Below are 21,213 nucleotides of genomic sequence, written 5' to 3' on the forward strand. Positions count from 1 at the left end.
CAATGATCTACCTTCTCGACGCCAACGTGCTGATCGCCCTGATCGATACCACCCACGCCCATCACGCGGCAGCGGTGCGCTTTTTCCCCATCGCGCAGAGAACCGGGTGGGCAACCTGCCCGATCGTCGAGAACGCCTTCATCCGCATCTTCGGTCGTCCGGGCTACCGGAACGGGCCGGGCACCCCGGATCTGGCCCGGACGCTCCTCGCCCAATACTGCGCTGCCCCGGGCCACCGATTCCTACCGGACGACGCCACCCTCCTCGACCTGCCCCGGTTTCCGTCGCTACGGGGATCCATGTCGCTGACCGACCTCTACCTCCTCGGCCTTGCCGTCAAACACGGAGGGCGCTTTGCGACTTTCGACGCCGGCATCGACGCTTCGCTGGTCCCGGGCGGGGAAACGGCACTCTTGAAATTGTGAAGGAGGGACGATCGGGAAAAGGCCGCGCGACATCGCACATCGACGATTGCCGTTCCGATGCCACCGCCCCGGCTCGATCCAAAGTGTCGAATGTGCAGGTTTGACCCCAACTCTGCCCCGGGGTCAGATCTCTGAATTTGACATTCTCCTCGCCCGCCCGATCCCGGGCCTGATTTGTCAAATTCACAGATCTGACCCCGATCACTCCTCGACAACCCGGGGATGCGCCGGGATGGGAGCGATGGATTGCGCATTGGGGCGGCGTATGCGTATCTAGCGGGGCATGCCACGCCCGGAAGCTCCGCACAGCCGCCTGCGCCGCAATCGGTTCTTGCCATTCACCGACGCACCCCTTCCTTTGGGGGGGAACACACGCGACGCCGCCATGGGTACGAAGAGGATTTCGGATTGGTGCTGGAGCCGGGTTTGGAGTCGGGCGTTTCCGGGGTGGGTGGCCGGGGTGCTGGCGGCCGCCGCGGCCGGGTTGTCGCACGGGGCGGCGCATGGGGCAGGTCTGCCCCCCGGGGTTTCGCCCTGCTTCACGTCCTCGATCCCGAGCGGGTACGGAACGTTCGTGTGGGTCAGGGGAGGGTTGTATCAGCAGAGCGGCGACACCGCGCCGGTTCCGGCGGCCAGCGGGGCGGGCTTTGCGAGTCTGGAACTTTTATCTCCCTCGGCGTTCGCCGTATCGAACGTGGTGGTGAGCGGGCCGGGCGGGTTTCAGGCGCCGTTGACGGCGCGACCGGGCGGGATGTCGGAGTGGAACGCCACGTACGAATCGGAGCCGGCCGTGGAGGAGGCGCTCCGGGCGGGATCGTGGATCACGCGGTTTCAGGTGATCTTTCCGGGCGCAGACCCGTTCATCGGCTTTTTTCCGTTTCTCATCGCCTCGAACACCCCGCCGGTGCCGCAGGTGGCCAATCTGGCGGCGGCTCAGGCCATTCCCGCGGGAGGGGCGTTTGCGTTGAATTGGGTGCCCTGGGCCGGATCGGGGGCTGCGGATCGCGTGGCGGTGGCGTTGACGGATGGGGCGGGGAACACGGTGTGGTCGGCGGCGACGGATTGCGGAGGCGAGACGCCCATCGTTCCGGGGGCCACCTCGGTGGAGATTCCGGCCGGGCGCCTGGCGGCGGGGACGACCTACACGGGGCACCTGACGTTCGGGGGCTCCGTGCTGGCCGCTCAGGACGAAAGTTCACTGCTGGTGGAGCGGGGATTCCAGACGCGGACCACGAGGTTCACGGTGCGGACGACGGGATCGGGCGGAGGTCCGCCGGCCAGCCTGGGTGGTGTGAGGGTCGTGGATGGCAGTCTGGTGCTGACCCTGACGGGCGGGCCTGGAACGAGCTACCTGGTGCAGTCGTCGCCCGACTTCACGGCCTGGACGGACGAGACGACCGTGGTTGTTCCGGCGGGCGGGAGCGTGGAAGTCACGCTGCCGCTGGCGGCGGACGGAGGACCGCGCTTCCTGCGGGCGATTGCGCTGGGGGGAGGAGATCCTTCCGGGGGCGAAGCGGCGCAACTGGTGCTGGCGGCGACGGGCGCGGGGGAGTTGGCACTGACGTTGACCGGAACCCCCGGTGCCACGTACACGATCGAGTCCAGCAGCAACTACGTGGCGTGGGCGACCGTTCGCGAAGTCACAGTGCCGGCCGGGCAGTCGAATGTGGTGGTCGCGGTGAGTGTCGTGGCGGGTCGGCCGTTGGAGGTTTTTCGGGCGGTGTCGGCCGCTGGACCGCCACCCCCGCCGCCGCCCACGGGAGAGCAGCCCACGTTGGTGCTGGCGCGCGACGCAGGGGGAGGCTTTCGGTTGACGGCCACGGGGGGGGATGCCAACCGGACGTATGGGATTCAGCGGACGGATGCGACCTTCGGGACATGGACGGATGTGGCGGAGACGCTGACGACCGATGCCAGCGGGACGGGTTCGGTGTTGCTGCCGGCGGCCGGCGAGTTGAGGGAGGGGTTCTTCCGGACGATCGGGCGGTAATGGGGGGCGGAGTTCGGGGGGCCGGCTGAAGCCGGGACACCGAACGCTTGGGGGCGGGGTGTCCACCCTTTGCCATCGCCAGGTGGGGAGGGGTGGATAAAGTCGGGCGCATGCCGAGTTTCGACATTGTTTCGGAAGTGAACTCGATGGAGATCGAGAATGCGGTGAACCAGGCGAAGAAGGAGTTGTTGAACCGGTTCGACTTCAAGGGCAGCCCGGCGGAGATCGTCCTGGAGAAGAACGAGATTCGGTTGAGCGCCCAGGATGCGTTCAAGATCAAGGCGTTGGAGGAGATTGTGATCGGGAAGATGGCCAAGCGATCCATCAGCCTGAAGAACGTGGATCGTCAGGACCCAGAGATCTCGCCGCTGGGGCATGCGCGCCAGACCCTGCGGATCAAGCAGGGGATCGAGGCACCGGTGGCGAAGGAGGTGAGCGGGTTTGTGCGGGGTCTGGGGCGGAAGGTGACGGTGCAGATTCAGGGGGAGGCGTTGCGGGTCACCGGCAAGAGCCGGGACGATTTGCAGGCGGTGATGGCGGCGGTGCGGGCGGGGGATTTTCCGGTCGAATTGAGTTTCACGAACTTCCGGGACTAAGAGAACGAGGGGCGTGGGCGGTGATGGTTTGGAGGCCTGGCAATCCCATGGGGAGGCGCTGTTGGGGATCGTTACACGACGGGTGTCGGAAATCTTGACACTTTTCCGGGTGGCTGTTCTGGATTCATAAGATCCTTGAGTTGAGGAGGATGGAGAAGTGGATCAATGGGTTAGGTGAATTGACTACGTCAGATTTCATTACAACCCTTGGCTTAGGACCTTGGGGGGATTGGTAGATCCACCGAGTTTATAAGGTGTTTGCTGGGAGAGGGTTGGGATGCGGTTTCGGGTTAGTTTTGGCCTTTTGGCATTGATTGTGCTTGCCCGGGCTTGGTCCACAGAAGCGCGGAATTCAACTCCACCCATCTGAACCAAGGCTAGTGCAATGAAATACCTATCCAAACTGATGCTTGTAACGGGCGGATTGGGGATGCTCGGGACGGCGGTTCTCGCCGACTCGATCTCCCCGTCCGTGTTCACCGCCGACCTGAACGTCGGCGAATCGGTCACCGTGCGGAAGACCGTCACGGTGGATGAAGGACGGCCCACCACCTCGAAGGTTGATGTGTACTTCCTGGCGGACACGACAGGGAGCATGGGCGGTGCGATCAACGGGGTGAAGGCCTCGGCGGGAGCGCTGCTGGCTTCGATTTCGGGCCTGGGCGACGTGCAGTTCGCGGTGGGCGAGTACAAGGATTTTGCCATCAGCCCATATGGCAGCCCCGGCGACTTTCCGTACCGCCTGAACACGCCCATGACGGCCAATCAGGCTTCCGCCCAGGCTGGCATCAACATGTGGGGTGCCTCGGGCGGGAACGACTGGCCGGAGAGCAACCTGCATGCGTTGAAGACCCTGGCTGAAGATCCTGCGACCGGATGGCGGGATGGATCCAAGCGCCTGGTGGTCTGGTTCGGGGATGCGTATGGGCATGATTCCGTGGCCCATCCCGGGCCCACGGAGGCGGCCACCATCGCGGCACTGCAGGCTGCCAGCATCCAGGTCGAGGCGATCGATGTCGGCTCGGCCGGGTCCGGGCTGGACGCGACGGGTCAGGCGACCCGCATCACGGCGGCGACCGGCGGACACAAGTACACGGGGCCCAACAACGCGGCGATTGTCGCCGTGATTGCGGATGCCATCGAAGCGGCATTTGCCACGTACAACACGGTGACCCTGGACCTTTCCGAGGTGCCCGCCGGGTTGCTGGCGTCGATCGTGCCCGGTTCGTATGTCGGGGACTACGATCGTGAGGAGACCCGAACCTTCGAGTTCGATCTGACCTTCACCGGGGTCGCGCCGGGCGACTACAGCTTCAACGTGTACGGCCTGGTGGATGGCGGACGCGTGGCGACGGAGTCGGATCGGATCCGGGTGTTCAACGGCACCCCGGTTCCCGAGGGCGGGATGACCCTGCCGCTGCTGGGCATGGCGGCGGTGCTGTTCGGGCTGCTGCGCCGGGCGAAGTAATCCGGGATTGCCCGAGACTCCATCGGGGTCCATGGGAGTCCATTCGAGCGAGGGACAGGGGTTGTGCGGCCCTGTCCCTTTTGCTTTTCTCGGGGACGTTCCGGACAGCGATGACTGTCCGAACGGGGCGCCGAGGGAGGGGTGGCCCGGGCACGGGATGAATCCGTATGCGACCCGACTTCCGCGGCATGGATGCCGGGTGGGGAATCGAGGAACCCTTCGACGTCAACTTGAATCAGGAAACCGCACCATCTGCCGATGCCAACCGGAGCCTCCGAGTGCGGGCGCGCGACCTTTTGATCCACCATGAAACCGACTTCGATCCCTGCGGTGATCTGCCTATCGATCCTGACCTGTTTGCCGGCCTGCCTGCCCGGGGGTGTGGGCGTGGCGGCGCGGGCGGCGGAGATGGACCTGCTGCGTGAGCCATTGAGTGCCGAAGTGGCGGAACCGTCGGCCCTGCCGGAGATCATTGCGGAGCTGGCGACGGCGGCGTTGCGGGAGGCGTATGCGCGGGTGCAGCAGGGGGATTTCGACGGGGCGTTGAGCGCCGCACGGCGGGCGGCATCGGCGGACCCGAGGTCGGCACCGGCGGCGGAGTTGGTCGGGGTGGCCCTGGCCAAGCGGGGGGAGCTGGACGATGCGCTGCGGTGGTTTCAGCGGGCCGTCGAGATCGATGCGAGGCAGGGCACGGCGTGGACCAAGATCGGGGACGTGCAACTCAGTCGTCAGGATGGGGAGGCGGCGCGAGCGGCCTACATTCGGGCCTTGGAGGTCAACCCATCGGATCGGCGGGCGCACCAGCGGTTGGGTCTGCTGCTCGAACAGGATGGGGATGTGGCGGGGGCGATCCGGCACTTTGAGCGGGGGCTGGTGGGCACGCCGGCGGATTACGTGGGGATCAAGGTCAATCTGGGGCGGCTCTACAACCAGGTCCGGGCCTACGACCGCGCGGTGGCGCTGCTGGCGCCGGTGGTGCCGGCCGGGTATCCGAGCGCCACGGCCCACCTGGTGCTTGGAACCGCCTATCTCGCCATGGGTCGGAACGCCGAGGCGATCGCGGCGTTCGAGCGGATGCGCGAGGTTGAACCCGGAACCGCGGTGTCGGAACTGGCATTGTCGATGGCCCACCAGCGTTCCGGCGAATGGCGGCGGGCGCTGGAGACCGTGGAGGGGCTGATCCGGCGGCAGCCGGAACTGGGGGACGCCTACGTGCAGCGCGCGGAGATCCGGCTTTCGATGGGGCAGACCAACCAGGCGATGGCCGACCTGACGAAGGCGATCGAGACTTCGGCCCGGCCGGTGGGCGTCCGCCATCGCCTGGCCGAGGTATGGCTGGCCCAGGATCGGCAGGAGGAGGCGATCGCGATCTACCGGGCGATGGTGACGGATGGCAGCGCCGTGCCGGGGACCTACGATCGACTGGCGTTGCTGCATCAGGTGCGGGGCGAGATCGGGCTGGCGGAGGAGGCGATCGAAGCGGGTTGCCGGGCCTTTCCGAGGAGCGGCCTGCTCCGGCTGCGGCAGGGGCTGCTCTATGGATTCATCCAGCGGTATGATCGATGCCGCGACGCGCTGCTGGAGGCGGAACGATTGTCGCCCGGGGATCCGCGGGTGGGCAAGGCACTGGCCGGCGCCTATCTGCGGCTGGGTGACCGGACGGAAGCGGTTCGCTGGGCGCGGCGGGTGGTGGAGATGGCGCCGGAGAGCGTGGACGACCGGTTCTTCCTGGGCGGGTTGCTGGAGGAGCAGGGGGAGCTTGAAGGCGCGATCCGGGAGTACCGGTGGATTCTGGAGCGGCAACCGAGGCACGTGGCGGCGTTGAACAACCTGGCCTCCGCCCTGGCCGCGGCCGGGCGTATGGAGGAGGCGCTGGGACCGGCGGGGGAAGCGGTGTCGCTGGCACCCGGGAGCGCGACGGTTCTGGATACGCACGGATGGATTCAATTTCGGCTGGGGCGGTATGCGGAGGCGCGACAGACGTTGGAACGGGCGGCCGGACTGGCGGATGTCCGACCGGTGCATCGGTATCATCTGGGGCTGGCGCGGTGGAAGGCGGGGGATCGGGTTGGGGCGATTGAAGCGCTGGAACAGGCACTGGCGGACGGGACAGCGTTTCGCGGGCGGGACGACGCCGAGCGTGTGCTGGGGTCGTTGCGCTGAGGAAGGTCAGATGCGGGCGACGAGGGGTTCGCGGCGGGAGCGGCGGAGTTCCTGGAGACGCTGCATGCCGGCGAGGCGGTTGGAATCATCGAGGTCGGGGCGGGCCACGGTGAGGGTCAGGCGGGCGATTTCGCGGTCGATCCACCTGTTTCGGAGGCTGAGGGCGAGGTCCTGCGGGTGGCGGTCCGGGTCGAAGGTGATGTCCTTCCGGGCGAAGCGGGTGCCATCGAGGTTTTCGCTGAGGGGGCGGACCAGGGCGACGATGCCGAGGCGGCGGCAGGGTTCGTCGTCGAGACCATCGAGGAAGGCATGGGCGCCGGCCCAGTTGCCGGAGGCATGGGACTCGATCAGGGCGGCGAAGATTCTTCGGACCTGGGGGTGGAGGATCCATTCGGGATCGACGTGGAGGCCGAGCCAGCCGACGACGACATCCATGGTGAGGGCCATTTTGAGGAGGAGAAACTCCTCGTCGGGGATGCCCTGACGCGGGTCGGCGTCGGGTTCTGACCGGGAAGAAGCGTCGGGGTCGGGATCGGGTTCGCGAGGGGTGGGGGCGGGGCGTTCGGGGCGGCGCAGGCGGCGATGGAATTCGGCACGGACGGCATCGGGGGACAGCGGGACGCCACCGGAAGCGGCGAGGACCATGGCGGTTCGTTGGGCGTAGCGATCGAGGAGGACCTCGTTGCCGGCCTTGCGAAGCGCGGTGGCCATGGCTTCGAGGAGGCCAAGGCGTCCGCGGTCGGTGCGGACGTCGTGCCGGGTGGTCAGGTGATCGAGGTAGAACTCGAAGAAATCGCGGGCGTTGGCGGCGAGCTGGCGGAAGGCCTCGGGGCCGTGGGCCTTGATGTAGCTGTCGGGATCGTGGGGGGCGGGGATGGCGATGACGCGGAGGGTGAGGCCGCTGGCGAGCAGTTCATCGAGGGCACGGGCGATGGCCTTTTGTCCGGCGGCATCGGAATCGAAGCAGAGGATGATTTCCTTGGCGTAGCGGCGGAGGACGCGGAGGTGCTCTCCGGTCAGTGCGGTTCCCTGGGGGGCGACGACATGGCGGACGCCGGCGGCGAAGCAGGCGATGAGATCGAGCTGGCCTTCGCAGAGGATGACCGAGCCGGCGTCGAGGATGGCGCGTTTGGATTTGTCGAGGCCGTAGAGGACGCGGCTCTTGGAAAAGATCGGGGTTTCGGGGGAGTTGATGTACTTGGCGGTCTTTTCCTCGGGTTTCAGGGTGCGGGCGCTGAAGCCGATGATGCGACCCTGTTCGTCGGCGATGGGAAAGACGAGGCGTCCGCGGAAGCGATCGTAATGGCCGCGGGACGGGTCGTTGGGGTCGCGGGGCAGGACGAGGCCGCCCTGTTCGAGCAGGGGGGTATCCCAGTTCCTGGACCGGGCCCAGCGGAGGGTGTCGTCCCAGGCGTCGGGGGCATAACCGAGGCGGAAGAGGCGTATGGATTCCGCAGTGACGCCGCGTTGGGCGAGGTATTCGCGGGCGGGTTCACCGGCGGCATCGTTGCCGAGGGCCTGCTGCCAGCGCTGGGTGATCTGCTCATGGAGATCGAGAAGCCGGTCGCGGAGGCGTTGCGCATCGCGCTGGCCGGGGGACTCGTCGAACTCGATGCGGATGCCGGAGCGTTCGGCGAGGCGCCGGGCGGCCTCGACGTAGGTAAGGCCCTCGTGTTCCTGGAGGAATCGGAAGACATCGCCGCCCTTGTGGCAGCCGAAGCAGTGGAAGGCCTGGCGGCCGGGGCTGACGTGGAAGCTGGGGGTCTTCTCCTTGTGGAAGGGGCAGAGGGCGACGTAATTGGTGCCCGATCGGCGGAGGGGCACGTACGCGCCGATAACCTCCACGATGTCATTGGCGGCGCGGATCTGTTCACGGACATGGTCTGGGATCATCGCCATCGCCGCGCCATTGCTACCGGCAACGCGTGGAGGGTTCGATTCTTTCTGCGGGAGGGCCACTGCTTTGACCGCTGAGCGTCAACAATTAAGTGACTGACAGACTATTTGGAACCGGGGTCGGGTGTTCTGGAGGCATCAACAATGAAATGCCTGACCTAATATTGAAATCGTCAACAAATGGGGTGCCTGACCGACTATTTGGAAGTGTCAACAATAGAGGGCCTGACCGACTATTTGTGTCGATGTCCCGGCTTCCGTCGGCCACAGACATGACCCAGAGCATTGCTCTCATTGCCGGCCCCGAGACGCTCAAGCGTGGACGCCCCAAATGGGAGATGATCGATCGTTGGAAGACGCATCCGGAAACGCATTTCCCCGATGCTCGCCAAGGATTCAGGGAAGGGTTGCCTTTGCGCTTTGCGGGTGGCGCGGACGCCGCAATGATGGCGCCAGTGCCATTTGCCATCTGCAACGAGATCTATCGGGATTGGTCCCTGGCCGACGCGTGCGCGCATGCGGCGAAGGTGGGGTATGACGCGATCGAACTGGCGCCGTTTACGCTGGCTCCGCGGATCACGGATTTGTCGGCGACGGAGCGGGGAAGGATTCGGGAGACGGTGGAGCGGGCGGGTCTGGAGGTGGCGGGACTGCACTGGTTGCTGGCGCAGACGGAGGGGTTTCATGTGACCCATCCGGACGCGGGGGTGCGGGCGCAGACGGCGGCGTACCTGCGGGCGCTGGTGGTGGCGGGCGGGGAGATGGGGGGGCGGGTGCTGGTGTTCGGGTCGCCGAAGCAGCGGAGTCTGATGCCGGGCGTGAGCCCTGAGCAGGCGTGGGGATGGGCGACGGAGGTGTTTCGGGATGCGGTGCGGGAGGGGGAAGATCGCGGGGTGACGCTTTGCATGGAGCCGCTGGCACCGTCGGAGACGGATTTCATCAACACGGCGGCGGAGGCGCGGCGGTTCGCGGCGCAGTTTGGGAGTCCGGCGATGAAGATCATCCTGGACGTGAAGGCGATGAGTTCGGAGGCGACGCCGCTGGAACAGATTGTGCGGGAGTCGGCGGGGGTCTTCGCGCATTTCCACGCGAACGATCCGAATCTGAAGGGGCCGGGGTTCGGGGAGGTGGATTTCAGGCCGATTGCCTCGGTGCTGAGGGAGGTGGGCTACGGGGGTTATGTGTCGGTGGAGGTGTTCCGCTTCGAGGAGGGGGCGGAGGCGATCGCGGCGCAGAGCCGGGAGAATCTGCGGGCGGCCTTTGGGGAGTGAGGAGGAACGGGCGCCTTACGACGCGATGGCCTCGACCCCACCGGACGATCTGCTGGACCCGCAGGCGCTGGCGCATGCGGAGTTGCTGGGCTTGCATGCGCGGCAGGTGGTGGAGGGGTATCTGGCGGGGGAACACCGGTCGCCGTACTTCGGGTTTGCCACGGAGTTCGCTCAGCACCGGGAGTATTCGCAGGGGGACGATCCGCGTCATCTGGACTGGAAGGTGCTGGGCCGGACCGACCGGTATTATGTGAAGCAGTACGAGCAGGAGACGAACTTCGTGGCGCAGGTGCTGCTCGATGGGAGCGAATCGATGCGGTACGGGTCGGGGGCGGTGACGAAGCTGCATTATGGGAAGCAACTGGCGGCGTGCCTGGCGTACCTGATCTTGTTGCAGCGGGATGCGGTGGCGGTGGGGTTGTTCGATGCGGCGTTGAGGCGCTATCTGCCGCGGAGCAACAACCGGGCGAACATTCATCTGATCATGAGCCAGCTGGCGGCGTTCGACGGGGGCGAACGGACGCAGATCGGGCCGGTGCTGCACGAGATGGCGACGCAGACGCCGCGGAAGGGGATGGTGGTGTTGATCAGCGACCTGTTCGACGAGGAGGCGGCGATTCTGGAGGGGATCCAGCATCTGCGGTTTGTGGGGCACGAGGTGATCGTGTTTCACGTGCTGGACCCGGCGGAGCTGGAGTTCCCGTTTCGGGGGAACATCGAATTTGTGGGGCTGGAGGGGCTGCCACCGCAGCAGACGCGGGCGGCGGAGATACGGAAGAGCTATCGGCGGGAGGTCGAGGCGTTCTGCGGGCGTCTGCGGGAGGGTTGCGAGCGGAACCAGTCGCATTACGTGCTGGTGAACACCGGGGAACCGCTGCGTGAGACCTTGAGCGGGTACCTGGCCTTCCGGAGGAAGACCGGCCGGGTGCGACGGCAGGGGTATTGACGTCGCGATGTCGTTTCTGAATCCAGTTCTGCTTGCGATGACCGCCGCGGTGGCGGTGCCGATCCTGATCCACCTGTTGAACCGGCGCCGTTTTCGCCGGGTGTCGTGGGCGGCGATGCGGTTTCTGCGGGCCAGCATCGAGAAGAACCGGCGCCGGATGGAGCTGGAGGACTGGATCCTGCTGGCGCTGCGGTGCCTGATGGTGCTGTTGCTGGCGCTGGCGCTGGCCCGGCCGGCGTTGCGGTCGGCGGCGGCGTTTCTGGAGACGGGCCGGGCGGCGGCGGTATTGGTGTTGGATCGTTCGGGGAGCATGCAGGCGGGGGATGGGGTCCGGACGCGCTTCGATCTGGCGAAGGAGGCGGCGGAGGCGGCCCTGGAGGCGTATCCGGCGGGATCGACGGTGGCGATGGTGCTGGGGGCGGACCGGTTGGAGGAGCCGGTGGGGGAACCGGCGTTCGATCTGGCGCGGGTCCGGCAGGCGGTACGGGAGGCGACGGTGAGCGAGTTGGGGACGGACCATGCGGTGGGACTGCTGCGGGCGCTGGAGGTATTGGGGGGGCAGACGGCCTTGCGGAAGGAGATCGTGCTGGTGACGGACCGGCAGGGCTGGGGATGGCGTCGGTGGCCTGAGGTGGAGGCGGCGCTGTTGGAGGTGGCGCAGGACACGCGGTTGCGGGTGGTCCTGGTGGGCGCGCCGGTGGAGGAGAACCTGTCGGTGGTGGAACTCAGCCGGTCGGCGGGGTTTGCGACGGCGGGTGAGCCGGTGCGGTTCCAGGCGGAAGTGGCCTACCGCGGGGGGCAACCGATGCGGCAGGTGCGGGCGACGCTTCACGTGAACGGGGGGCCCGCGGTGGACGAGGCGTTGGCGGAGGAGATGATGCCTGGAGAATCGCGGCGGCTGACCTTTTTCGCGCGGCTGCCTTCGCCGGGCTGGCATGCGGTCAGTGTGCGGCTGCCGGCGGATCGGATGCCGGCGGACGATGGGGGGACGCGGATGGTCCGTGCGGTGGAGCGGGTGCGAGTCCTGGTGGTGGACGGGGATGCGGAGTCGAACGGGGCGTTCTTTCTGAGGCAGGCGTTGCAGCCGGTTCCGCGGGAGGTGGCGCCGGAGTATTTCCTGCAGCCGCGGGTGGTGGCGGCGGGGCAACTGGCCTTCACGCGGCTGGGGGATTTCGATGCGGTGATCCTCTCGGATGTGCCGCCGCTGGCGTCCGGGGCTGTGGACGCGCTGGCGCGATATGTCCGGGAAGGCGGGGCGCTGATCGGGTTTGCCGGGCCGCAGGCGCAGGAGGCGTTTTATCACGGGGAGCTTCGTGACCGGACGGGGTTGCTGCCGGCGTCGCTGGGGGGGCTGAAGGGCAATCCCGAGTCGGAAGAGGGGGTGTTGCACTGGGAGCAGGGGCCCTACCGGCACCCGGTGTTGACCCTGTGGAACGAGGCGGGTGCGGGGACGCTGGCGGGGGTGCGATTCCTGGCGGGCTGGGAATGGGTGATGCCGTTGGCGGAGGCGGGGAGGGCGGGAATGGACTCGGAGGTGATTGTGCGCTGGGCGGACGGGACTCCGGCGGTGGTGGAGCGGCGGTTGGGCCGGGGACGGGCGATGTGGTTTGGGAGCACGGCGGGGACGGGGTGGAACGACCTGGCGGTCCGGCCGGCCTTCGTGCCGTTGTTGCACCGGGCGGTGGGGTTGCTGGCGGAGACGGCCGAGGCGCAGCGGAATGGCCGGGTGGGGATGGCGATGGGGGTGCGGATGGCACCGGAATGGACTGGGAGGGACGTGGTGGTGACGGTTCCGGGGGTGCCGGAGCGTCGGGTGACGCGGCTGGTGGGGGCGGGGGAGGACGGGGCACAACTGGTTTTCGAGGAGACGGTTCGGGCGGGGGTGTACGGGGTGGCGGCGCCCGGGGATCCGACGGTGCTGGCGCAGTTCGCGGTGTGGCCCGATCCGGCGGAATCGGATCTGACGGACTGGACGCCGGAGCAGCGTGAGGAGGTGGAGAAGCGGGCCCAGGTGATCGACTGGGAGCCGGGTCAGGATCTGCGTGCGCTGTTCGAGCGGGAGCGGGTCGGGGTGGAGATCTGGTGGCCGTTGATCCTGGGGGTGCTTGTGTTGGGGTGTGTGGAGAGTTGGCTGGCGCAGCGGTTCAGCCGTTCCAAGTGAGGGAGCCCTGGCGATGAACGATTTGTTTTTGCGATGGGCGGGGACGGGGTTGGAACCCGGGGGCGAGGTGGTGGGGATGCAGTTCGGGCTGCACCCGGCGGTGGGCTGGGGCTGGTTTGCGCTGCTGGTGGGGGTGGCCGGGGCGGTGGCCTGGGGGAGCTATCGTCGGCGGGATGTGGAGCTGACGCCTGGCCGGCGCCGGGTGCTGACGGGGTTGCGGGCCCTGGCATTGCTGGCCATCGCGGGAGTGCTGCTGCGTCCGGGGCTGGTGTTGAGCGTCGAGGGGTTGGTGCGGCAGGGGCTGGTGTTGCTGGTGGATCAGAGCGCCAGCATGGCGCTGCAGGATCCGCGGACGGAGGAGCGGGACCGGTTGCGGGCGGCGATGATGGACGGGCGGGTGTCGGCCCGGGGGGGGTGGGAGCAGTCGATCCCGCCGGGGGAGGAGCGAAGGCCGGCGCGGGTGGAAATGGTACGGGCGGCGCTGACCAACCGGGAACTGGCGCTGGTCGAGCGCCTGGGGCGTGGTTTCGAGGTGCGGGCGGCGGGTTTTTCGGGAGCGCTCGAACCGCTGGCGGGCGGCGAGCCGGAGGCGGGGACTCAAGGGACGCCACGCGGAGCGGTGACCGGGGAGGGATTGGCGTTGCAGTTGCGGGCGGACGGCCGCGAGACGGCCCTGGGGACGGCCTTGCGGGAGTTGCTGGAACGGGAGCAGGGACGGCCCTTGGGCGCGGTGGTGATGTTCACGGACGGGATTCGGAATGCCGGGATGGATCCGAGGGAACTGGCGGAACGGATGCGTGAGGCGGGGGTGAGGATCTACCCGGTTGGCGTGGGGACGACGGCGCCGCGGGATTTGCAGGTGGTGGAACTGGGGGCGCCGGAGGTGGCGTTTGCACGGGACGAGGTGCCGGTGACGGTGCGGGTGCTGGGTCGGGGGTATGCGGGCCAGACGACGCCGGTGAGGCTCCTGTTGGACGGGGAGCGGGTGGACGAGCGGGACGTGACCTTCGACGGGGAGGGCGAGGTGGAATTGACGATGAGGCTGGCGCCTGAGTCGGTGGGAGATTTCGAACTGGCGGTGGAGCTTCCGGTGCGGGCCGACGAAATTCTGGGCGAGAACAACCGGGAGGCGCGGCGTCTGCGGGTGGTGGATGACCGGGTGCGGGTGCTGCTGCTCGACCAGTCGCCGCGGTGGGAGTTTCGATATCTCCAGGCGCTGTTGCTGCGGGACCGTCGGGTGACGCTGAAGTGTGTGTTGTTTGACGGGGACCCGGCGATTGCGAGGGGACCGGACACCCCGTACCTCGACGGGTTTCCGAGCCGGCGCGAGGAGTTGTTCGAATACGACCTGGTAGTCTTCGGGGATGTCGATCCGAGGAACTTCACGGCATCGCAGTTGGAGATGGTGGCGGAGTTCGTGTCCCGCACGGGCGGGGGATTCCTGATGGTGGCCGGGCGGCGGTTCAGTCCGTGGTCCTACCGGGACACCCCGATCGAGCGGTTGCTGCCGGTGGAGTTTGACCGGCCGCTGGTGGACCACGCGGGGACGGCGTTGCATGAGCGGCCGGTGATGTTGGGGATGACGGCGGCGGGTCGGGCGAGCCGGTTCTTCCGGGTGAGCGAGGACGAGGAGGAGAACGAGCGGCGGTGGGCGGCGCTGCCCTCATGGTACTGGGTGGCGCCGGTGGGGAGGGCCAAGCCGGCAGCGGAGGTCCTGTTGATCGACGAGGGACGGTCGGGTCCGGGCGCGCCGGCCCCGGTGGTGGCTCGGCAGCAGTATGGGGTGGGGCAGACGATGTTCATCGGGACGGACAACGTGTGGCGGTGGCGTCGGAACGAGGGGGAGGCGTTCTATACGGCCTTCTGGGGGCGGGTGGTGCAGAGGATGTCGATTCAGCATCTGGTGAGCGGGAGCCGGCGCACGCAACTGGCGCTGGACCGGGCGGCGGTGACGCCGGGGGAGAGGGTGGGGGTGACGGCGCGGATGTATTCGAGCGCGTTCGAGCCGCTGACCGAGGATTCGGTGGTGGCGCGGATCGAGCGGGATGGGGAGGACGTCCGGCTGATTTCGGAACTGGTGCTCAGGGCGGTGCCGGATCAGGCGGGGCTTTACCAGGCGGATCTGGTGGCGCCGGGGCCAGGGCGGTACCGGCTCCGGTTGGGGGACGAGGCTCCGGCGGCGGTGGATTTCACGGTGGACGAGCGGCGGATCGAGGCGGGAGAGACGGCGTTGCAGGAGGGATTGCTGCGGGAGCTGGCGGAGATGACCGGGGGGGGGTTCTTCCGGGAGGAGGATCTGCACCGGTTGCCCGATGTGGTGGAGAGCGGGGCGGACCGGGTGCGGTCGCGCCGGGGCGTGGATCTCTGGTCATCGCCGTTGTACTACCTGGCGATCCTGGGGTTGCTGGCCGTGGAGTGGGTGTTGCGGAAGTGGTGGCAGCTCAAGTGAGCGGGGGGCGGTGCATCCCGGAGTTGGGGGGAGGTGCGAGCTCCGCCAAGCGGTGCTTCGGGGGGCCGAGTTCCACGAGGCCGCAACGGAGTGGAGCGTTGGATTGAGGACTCGCGGAGCTCGTCCCTCCGATTTGCTGCCTCCTCACCCACAACTTCGGGATGCACGGGAGCTGGGGGGGGTGACGGGCCGTGTCTTGGCTCCTTGTCGGGGCGGTTGCTAGCATGGGGGGGTGCGGGCGGTGATGCGTCATCCGATTCGGGTCCTTCGGCGGTTGGGGGCGTTCCTATGGATTACGACGGGTGCGGTGATGGGGCAAAGGAAGGAGCGGCGTCGCGTGGAGGGGAGGGACGAACCGGCGCGGCGCGCTGCCTGGATGCACGGGACCAGCCGGCGGGTGTTGCCGGCGATGGGGATGCGGATGGAGCATGCGGGTCGGGTGCCGGGGCGGGGGTTGGTGGTCTGCAATCATCTGGGCTACCTGGACATTCCGGTGCTGGCGGCGACGGGGCCGATGGTGTTTGTGTCGAAGGCGGAGGTGCGGTATTGGCCCGGGCTGGGGACGCTGGCGCGCTGCGGGGGAACGTTGTTTCTGAAGCGGGAGGCGCGGGGGCAGGTGGCGGCGATTGGCCGGGCGATCGAGCCGATGGTGGAGGCGGGCACGGTGGTGACGTTGTTTCCGGAGGGGACGAGCACGGGGGGGGACCGGGTGCTGGCGTTCGGGTCATCGCTGCTGGAACCGGCGGCGGCGCGGGGGTGGCCGGTGACGCCGGCGTGGATTTCGTACGAAGTGGATGAGGGGACCGTGGCGGAGGATGTCGCGTACTGGCGGGACATGACGTTTGTGCCGCACTTTTTGAACCTGCTGGCACGGGGGCGGGTGGTGGGGCGGGTGCGATACGGGGAACCGCTGGTGGGGGCTGGGGACCGGAAGGCATTGAGCCGGGGATTGCACGAGGCGGTTTGCCGGCTGCGGGAGGAGGGTTGGGGCGGGGTGGGGGCGGTTGCGGGCGGGAGCGGCGCCGCGCTCTAAAAACGCCCAAACTTTCGTGCATATGCACGAAAGTTTGGGCGTTGAGGGGGTCCGTTTTTGGGCGGCAGGGGATGGAGACGGGTGGCGATGGCGATTTCGATCAGAGCTGGCGGAGGGTACGGACGCCGACGGCGCGGAGGTATTGGGCGCGTTCGAAGGCGGAGGGGTCGGCGCAGTATTTCTGGCTGAGGCTGCCCTTGAGTTGTTCCACGGAGCTGTATTCGTGTTCGTTCATCCACTCGCGCATTTCCTGTTCGATGACGCGGAGATGTTTGATGCCGTGGCGGAGGAGGGCGGAGCAGAGCATGGCGACGCTGGCGCCGGCCATGAGCATTTTGAGGGCGTCGGTGCCGCGGTGGATGCCGCTGGTGGCGGCGAGGTCGGCGCCGACGCGTTCGTAGAGGATGGCGATCCAGCGCATGGGGAGGCGCATGGCCATGGGGGTGGAGTACATGACGTGGGGGACCACCTCGAGGGATTCGAGTTCGATATCGGGCTGGTAGAAGCGGTTGAAGAGGACGAGGCCGGCGGCGCCGGCGGCATCGAACTGGGCGGCCATGTGGGCGAAGTTGGTGAAGAAGGGGCTGACTTTGACGGCGACGGGGATCTGGACGGCGGCTTTGACGGCGCGGAGGACCTCGACGTACTGGCGTTCGATATCGGCGCCGGGCTGATCGGGTCGGGTGGGGATGTGGTAGAGGTTGAGTTCGATGGCATCGGCGCCGGCCTGCTGGATCTGGCGGGCGAAGTCGGTCCAGCCGCCGAGGGTGGAGCCGTTGAGGCTGGCGATGATGGGGATGACGGTGGCGGCCTTGGCGCGCTGGATGTGGCGGAGGTAGTCCTCGGCGCCGATGAAGAGTTCGGCGGGATCGGGGAAGTAGCTGAGGGCCTCGGGGTAGCTTTCGGTGCCCTGGGTGAGGTGATGATGGAGTTCGTGGCGTTCGAGGCGGATCTGTTCCTCGAAGATGGAGTAGAGGACGATGGCGGCGGCGCCGGCGTCCTCGAGGCGCTTGATGTTGTCGAGGTCCTCGGAGAGCGGGGAGGCACTGGGGACGAGGGGGGATTTGAGGCGGAGCCCGAGGTAGCGCGTGGCGAGGTCCATGTGGGGAGGGGGTTGGCGTTGGAGGGATGGGAAGGGGGGTGGGGGGTTGGGGTTCAGTCGGCGCCGGGTTCCTGGGGGTTGTCGCCGTTGCCATTGCCGGTGCCCTGGGGGGAGGCGGCGTCAGGCCGGACGGGGGTGAACTCGCGGGAGGCGAGCTGGCGGTAGAGGGAGAAGCGGGCGTGGGCATCGGCCTGGGCGCGCTTGAAGAGGTCGCGTGCGGCGTCGGGGTGGCTCTTGGAGAGCATGCGGAAGCGGTTTTCGGACTGGAGGTAGTCGCCGAGGGGGAGGTGGGGTTGGGGGGAGTCGAGGTGGAGGGGGTTGGTGCCGTTGGCGGCGTGGTCGGGGTGATAGCGGTAGAGGAGCCAGTGACCGGTCTGGACGGCGGCTTTCTGGTGGCGGAGGCCGGCGGCCATGTCGATGCCGTGGGCGATGCAATGGCTGTAGGCGATGATGAGGGCGGGTCCGTCGAAGGCCTCGGCTTCGAGGAAGGCGCGGAGGGTGTGTTCGTCCTTGGCGCCCATGGCGACGGAGGCGACGTAGGCGTGACCGTACTGCATGGCGATCATGCCGAGGTCTTTTTTGCCGAGGGGTTTTCCGCCGGCGGCGAACTTGGCCACGGCGCCGCGCGGGGTGGATTTGGACATCTGGCCGCCGGTGTTGGAATAGACCTCGGTATCGAGGACGAGGATCTTGACATTACGACCGCTGGCGAGGACGTGGTCGAGGCCGCCGTAGCCGATGTCGTAGGCCCAGCCGTCGCCGCCGACGACCCAGACGCTTTTGCGGACGAGATGGTCGGCGAGGGCGGCGAGGCGGATGGCCTCGGGGGAGTCGAGGGACGCGAGGACTTGTTTGAGGGCGGCGACGTTCTCGCGTTGGTCGTGGAGGTCGGCTTCGTCCTTCTGGGGGTTGGTGAGGAGGCGGCGGGCGAGGGCGTCGCCGATTTTGGGGGCGAGATGACCGACGAGTTCGAGGGCGAACTCGCGTTGTTTATCGAGGGAGACGCGGAAGCCGAGACCGAACTCGGCATTGTCTTCGAAGAGGGAATTGGACCAGGCGGGGCCGCGTCCTTCGGCGTTGGGGGCGTAGGGGGTGGTGGGGAGGTTGCCACCGTAGATGGAAGAGCAGCCGGTGGCATTGGCGATGATGAGTCGGTCGCCGAAGAGCTGGGTGAGGAGTTTGAGGTAGGGGGTTTCGCCGCAGCCGGAGCAGGCGCCGGAGAACTCGAAGAGGGGTTCGGCGACCTGCATTTCGCGGACGGAGGCGGTGGAGAGGCGGCGCCGGTCGAACTCGGGGAGTTTGAGGAAGTAGTCCCAGTGCCGGTTGCCGGCATCGTGATCGGGATCGAGGGGCGTCATGTGGATGGCTTTTCGCCGGGCCTCGGACTTGCTGCGGGCGGGGCAGATATCGACACAGAGGGCGCAGCCGGTGCAGTCCTCGGGAGAGACCTGGAGGGTGAACTGGAGTCCCTTCCAGATGGGGATGCGGGAGGGGGCGGCGAGGAAGTCGGGCGGGGCATCGGCGAGGCGTGCGGGATTGCAGACTTTGCTGCGGATGACGGCGTGGGGGCAGACGAAGACGCACTTGCCGCACTGGATGCAGATGGAGGGATCCCAGACGGGGATTTCGAGGGCGAGGTTGCGTTTCTCCCAGCGGGCGGTGCCGGTGGGGAAGGTGCCGTCGGCGGGGAGGGCGCTGACGGGGACACGATCGCCGCGGCCGGCGATGATGGGGCCGAGGACATTGCGGACGAAGGGGGGTGCTTCGGGGGGGACGGGGGGGCGCAGGGTGGCGGTGGAGGAGGGGGTGGCGGGGAGGGGGATTTCGAAGAGGTGATCGAGGGTGCTGTCCACGGCGCGTAGGTTCATCTGAACGATCTCCTCGCCTTTGCGGCCGTAGGTATGGCGGATGGAGTCCTTGATGGCGTGGATGGCTTCCTCGCGGGGGAGGACCCCGGAGACGGCGAAGAAGCAGGTCTGCATGATGGTATTGATGCGACCGCCCATGCCGGCATCGCGGGCGACGCGGGTGGCGTCGATGGTATAGAGGCGGGCGCGGCGGGAGATGAGGCCTTCCTGGAGGGGGCGTGGGAGGTGGTTCCAGACGTCCCCGGGGGTCCAGGGGGTATTAAGGAGGAGGGTGCCGCCGGGGGCGAGGGCTTCGGTGAGGTCGAAGCGTTGGAGGAAGACGGGCTGGTGGCAGGCAACGAACTGGGCCTGGGAGATGAGGTAGGTGGAGCGGATGGGGCGGCGTCCGAAGCGGAGGTGGGAGATGGTCACGGCGCCGGACTTCTTGGAGTCATAGACGAAGTAGGCCTGGGCGTAGTGGTCGGTGTTTTCGCCGATGATCTTGATGCTTTCCTTGTTGGCACCGACGGTGCCATCGGCGCCGAGGCCGTAGAAGACGGCGCGGCGGACGTCATCGGGTTCGATGGAGAGGTCGGGATCGACATCGAGGCTGGTATGGGAGACGTCGTCGAGGATGCCGACGGTGAAGGGGTTTTTGGGTTCGGGGTGGGTGAGGTGATCGAGGACGGCATGGACCATGGCGGGAGTGAACTCCTTGGAGGAAAGGCCGTAGCGCCCACCGACGACGCGGGGGAAGGGGGTGGAGCGGGAGGGGTTTTGGAAGAGGGCATGGACGACATCGAGGTAGAGGGGATCGCCGGCGGCGCCGGGTTCCTTGGTACGATCGAGGACGGCGATGGCGCGGGTGGAGGCGGGGAGGGTGGCGAGGAAGGCGGCGGTGTCGAAGGGGCGGTAGAGGCGGACTTTGAGGAGGCCGACTTTCTCGCCGCGGGCGACGAGGTAATCGACGGTTTCGTGGGCGGTTTCGCAGCCCGAGCCCATGAGAATGACGACGCGTTCGGGGTCCGGGGCGCCGACGTATTCGAAGAGGCGGTACTGGCGTCCGGTGAGGCAGGCGAAGCGGTCCATGGCGGCCTGCACGATGCCGGGGCAGCGCTGGTAGAACGGGTTGACGGTTTCGCGGGCCTGGAAATAGACGTCGGGGTTTTGGGCGGTACCGCGGAGGACGGGGCGGTCGGGGGAGAGGGCACGGGCGCGGTGATCGCTGACGAGGGATTCGTCGATCATGGCGCGCAGGACGTCGTCGGGGAGGGTTTCGATTTTGGCGACCTCATGGGAGGTACGGAAGCCATCGAAGAAGTGGAGGAAGGGGATGCGGGATTCGAGGGTGGCGGCGTGGGCGACGAGGGCGAGGTCGTGGGCTTCCTGGACGGAATTGGAGCAGAGCATGGCCCAGCCGGTGGAGCGGGCGGCCATGACATCGGAATGATCGCCGAAGATGGAGAGGCCCTGGGCGGCGAGGGAACGGGCGGCGATGTGGAAGACGGCGGGGGTGAGTTCCCCGGCGATCTTGAACATGTTGGGGAGCATGAGGAGGAGCCCCTGGGAGGCGGTGAAGGTGGTGGCGAGGGTGCCGGTCTGGAGGGCGCCATGGATGGCTCCGGCGGCACCGCCTTCGGACTGCATTTCGATGACGGAAGGGACGGTACCCCAGAGGTTGGGTTGATCGGCGCTGGCCCAGGCATCGGCCCATTCGCCCATGGGGGAGGACGGGGTGATGGGGTAGATGGCGATGACCTCGCTGAGGGGGTAGGCGACGCGGGCGACGGCCTCATTGCCGTCGAGGGTGTAGAAGCGGTTGGGGGTCATATGGGGATGGGCGGTGGGCGGTTGGGTTGGCGGGGA

13 protein-coding genes are annotated in these 21,213 nt (G+C 67.5%); 10 read left to right on the forward strand and 3 right to left on the reverse strand.

Translation table 11 applies throughout. The features are described from left to right. The first annotated feature begins 2 nt into the window (after positions 1–2). The 5 genes from KF833_18235 (at position 3) to KF833_18255 (ending at position 6,642) form a co-directional block, all read left to right on the forward strand. Positions 3–425 carry a PIN domain-containing protein gene (locus KF833_18235; protein ID MBX3747251.1) on the forward strand — a complete coding sequence of 141 codons (423 nt, stop codon included), beginning with the start codon at positions 3–5 and terminating at the stop codon, positions 423–425. Positions 426–810: 385 nt separating this feature from the next. Next, positions 811–2,415 (forward strand): hypothetical protein, encoded by a 1,605-nt coding sequence (locus KF833_18240; protein MBX3747252.1) that lies wholly within the window; start codon positions 811–813, stop codon positions 2,413–2,415. 110 nt (positions 2,416–2,525) lie between these two features. Then, on the forward strand, positions 2,526–3,011 hold the full coding sequence (locus tag KF833_18245; protein MBX3747253.1) for a YajQ family cyclic di-GMP-binding protein: 486 nt from the start codon (positions 2,526–2,528) through the stop codon (positions 3,009–3,011). Positions 3,012–3,417: 406 nt separating this feature from the next. Then, positions 3,418–4,479, forward strand: coding sequence for a PEP-CTERM sorting domain-containing protein (locus KF833_18250; protein MBX3747254.1), 1,062 nt, complete (start codon positions 3,418–3,420; stop codon positions 4,477–4,479). A gap of 306 nt (positions 4,480–4,785) precedes the next feature. After that, entirely contained in the window at positions 4,786–6,642 is a 1,857-nt protein-coding gene (locus KF833_18255) for a tetratricopeptide repeat protein (protein MBX3747255.1), read from the forward strand. A 6-nt stretch (positions 6,643–6,648) separates the two neighbouring features. On the opposite strand, the gene dnaG is transcribed toward KF833_18255, so the two are convergent. Next, positions 6,649–8,541, reverse strand: coding sequence for a DNA primase (gene dnaG, locus KF833_18260; GenBank protein MBX3747256.1), 1,893 nt, complete (start codon positions 8,539–8,541; stop codon positions 6,649–6,651). Positions 8,542–8,984: 443 nt separating this feature from the next. On the opposite strand from dnaG, the gene KF833_18265 reads away from it, so the two are divergent. The 5 genes from KF833_18265 (at position 8,985) to KF833_18285 (ending at position 16,398) form a co-directional block, all read left to right on the forward strand. Further along, positions 8,985–9,809, forward strand: a complete 825-nt coding sequence (locus tag KF833_18265; GenBank protein ID MBX3747257.1) for a sugar phosphate isomerase/epimerase — start codon at positions 8,985–8,987, stop codon at positions 9,807–9,809. Positions 9,810–9,834: 25 nt separating this feature from the next. After that, a complete protein-coding gene (locus KF833_18270) occupies positions 9,835–10,755 on the forward strand; it encodes a DUF58 domain-containing protein (GenBank protein ID MBX3747258.1) in 921 nt (306 codons plus the stop codon). A 37-nt stretch (positions 10,756–10,792) separates the two neighbouring features. Then, positions 10,793–12,916, forward strand: a complete 2,124-nt coding sequence (locus KF833_18275; protein MBX3747259.1) for a BatA domain-containing protein — start codon at positions 10,793–10,795, stop codon at positions 12,914–12,916. A 13-nt stretch (positions 12,917–12,929) separates the two neighbouring features. Next, positions 12,930–15,365 (forward strand): VWA domain-containing protein, encoded by a 2,436-nt coding sequence (locus tag KF833_18280; GenBank protein MBX3747260.1) that lies wholly within the window; start codon positions 12,930–12,932, stop codon positions 15,363–15,365. 244 nt (positions 15,366–15,609) lie between these two features. After that, a complete protein-coding gene (locus KF833_18285; protein ID MBX3747261.1) occupies positions 15,610–16,398 on the forward strand; it encodes a 1-acyl-sn-glycerol-3-phosphate acyltransferase in 789 nt (262 codons plus the stop codon). Between the two features lie 100 nt (positions 16,399–16,498). On the opposite strand, the gene KF833_18290 is transcribed toward KF833_18285, so the two are convergent. Next, positions 16,499–17,500, reverse strand: coding sequence for a dihydroorotate dehydrogenase-like protein (locus KF833_18290; protein MBX3747262.1), 1,002 nt, complete (start codon positions 17,498–17,500; stop codon positions 16,499–16,501). 53 nt (positions 17,501–17,553) lie between these two features. Continuing rightward, on the reverse strand, positions 17,554–21,177 hold the full coding sequence (nifJ, locus tag KF833_18295) for a pyruvate:ferredoxin (flavodoxin) oxidoreductase (protein ID MBX3747263.1): 3,624 nt from the start codon (positions 21,175–21,177) through the stop codon (positions 17,554–17,556). Positions 21,178–21,213 lie beyond the last annotated feature (36 nt).

The sequence above is a fragment of the Verrucomicrobiia bacterium genome (assembly GCA_019634625.1).
Taxonomy (GTDB): domain Bacteria; phylum Verrucomicrobiota; class Verrucomicrobiia; order Limisphaerales; family CAIMTB01; genus CAIMTB01.

Coding starts and splice junctions, on each gene's coding strand:
- KF833_18235 (MBX3747251.1), top strand. CDS start 3: ATGATCTACCTTCTCGACGCCAACGTGCTGATCGCCCTGATCGATACC.
- KF833_18240 (MBX3747252.1), top strand. CDS start 811: ATGGGTACGAAGAGGATTTCGGATTGGTGCTGGAGCCGGGTTTGGAGT.
- KF833_18245 (MBX3747253.1), top strand. CDS start 2,526: ATGCCGAGTTTCGACATTGTTTCGGAAGTGAACTCGATGGAGATCGAG.
- KF833_18250 (MBX3747254.1), top strand. CDS start 3,418: ATGCTTGTAACGGGCGGATTGGGGATGCTCGGGACGGCGGTTCTCGCC.
- KF833_18255 (MBX3747255.1), top strand. CDS start 4,786: ATGAAACCGACTTCGATCCCTGCGGTGATCTGCCTATCGATCCTGACC.
- dnaG (MBX3747256.1), bottom strand. CDS start 8,541: ATGGCGATGATCCCAGACCATGTCCGTGAACAGATCCGCGCCGCCAAT.
- KF833_18265 (MBX3747257.1), top strand. CDS start 8,985: ATGGCGCCAGTGCCATTTGCCATCTGCAACGAGATCTATCGGGATTGG.
- KF833_18270 (MBX3747258.1), top strand. CDS start 9,835: ATGGCCTCGACCCCACCGGACGATCTGCTGGACCCGCAGGCGCTGGCG.
- KF833_18275 (MBX3747259.1), top strand. CDS start 10,793: ATGACCGCCGCGGTGGCGGTGCCGATCCTGATCCACCTGTTGAACCGG.
- KF833_18280 (MBX3747260.1), top strand. CDS start 12,930: ATGAACGATTTGTTTTTGCGATGGGCGGGGACGGGGTTGGAACCCGGG.
- KF833_18285 (MBX3747261.1), top strand. CDS start 15,610: ATGCGTCATCCGATTCGGGTCCTTCGGCGGTTGGGGGCGTTCCTATGG.
- KF833_18290 (MBX3747262.1), bottom strand. CDS start 17,500: ATGGACCTCGCCACGCGCTACCTCGGGCTCCGCCTCAAATCCCCCCTC.
- nifJ (MBX3747263.1), bottom strand. CDS start 21,177: ATGACCCCCAACCGCTTCTACACCCTCGACGGCAATGAGGCCGTCGCC.